This is a genomic window from Pseudomonas sp. 2995-1, from assembly GCF_002742505.1.
Taxonomy (GTDB): Bacteria; Pseudomonadota; Gammaproteobacteria; order Pseudomonadales; family Pseudomonadaceae; genus Aquipseudomonas; species Aquipseudomonas sivasensis.
In genome coordinates this window covers 1-228 of sequence record NZ_LJSA01000003.1, presented here as the reverse complement: position 1 = coordinate 228, position 228 = coordinate 1, and the positions used below count along the sequence as shown (strand labels likewise).

The 228-nt window shown below is 39.0% G+C and carries 1 protein-coding gene; it reads right to left on the bottom strand.

All coding sequences use genetic code 11. The features are described 5' to 3' along the window. On the bottom strand, positions 1–228 hold a 228-nt coding region (locus AOA61_RS00005; protein WP_143521123.1), incomplete at both ends, for an ACT domain-containing protein.

Below are 228 nucleotides of genomic sequence, written 5' to 3'. Positions count from 1 at the left end.
CCTTATTTTTATCAGATCTTCCTGAAACAGCATTAATGTTAGTCTTTGTCTCTGCAACTGCCTGGAGAACTTCATTTAATAAGCCTCTTCTATCGTAACCGGAAATCTCAATATCAACATTATAGTTTTTTGAATTTTGCTGGTCGCCTTCCCACTCTCCTTCGAGTAATCTTGTTTTGGGGTCCTCCGTTTTTATATCCGGACAATCCCTTCGATGAATAGATACGC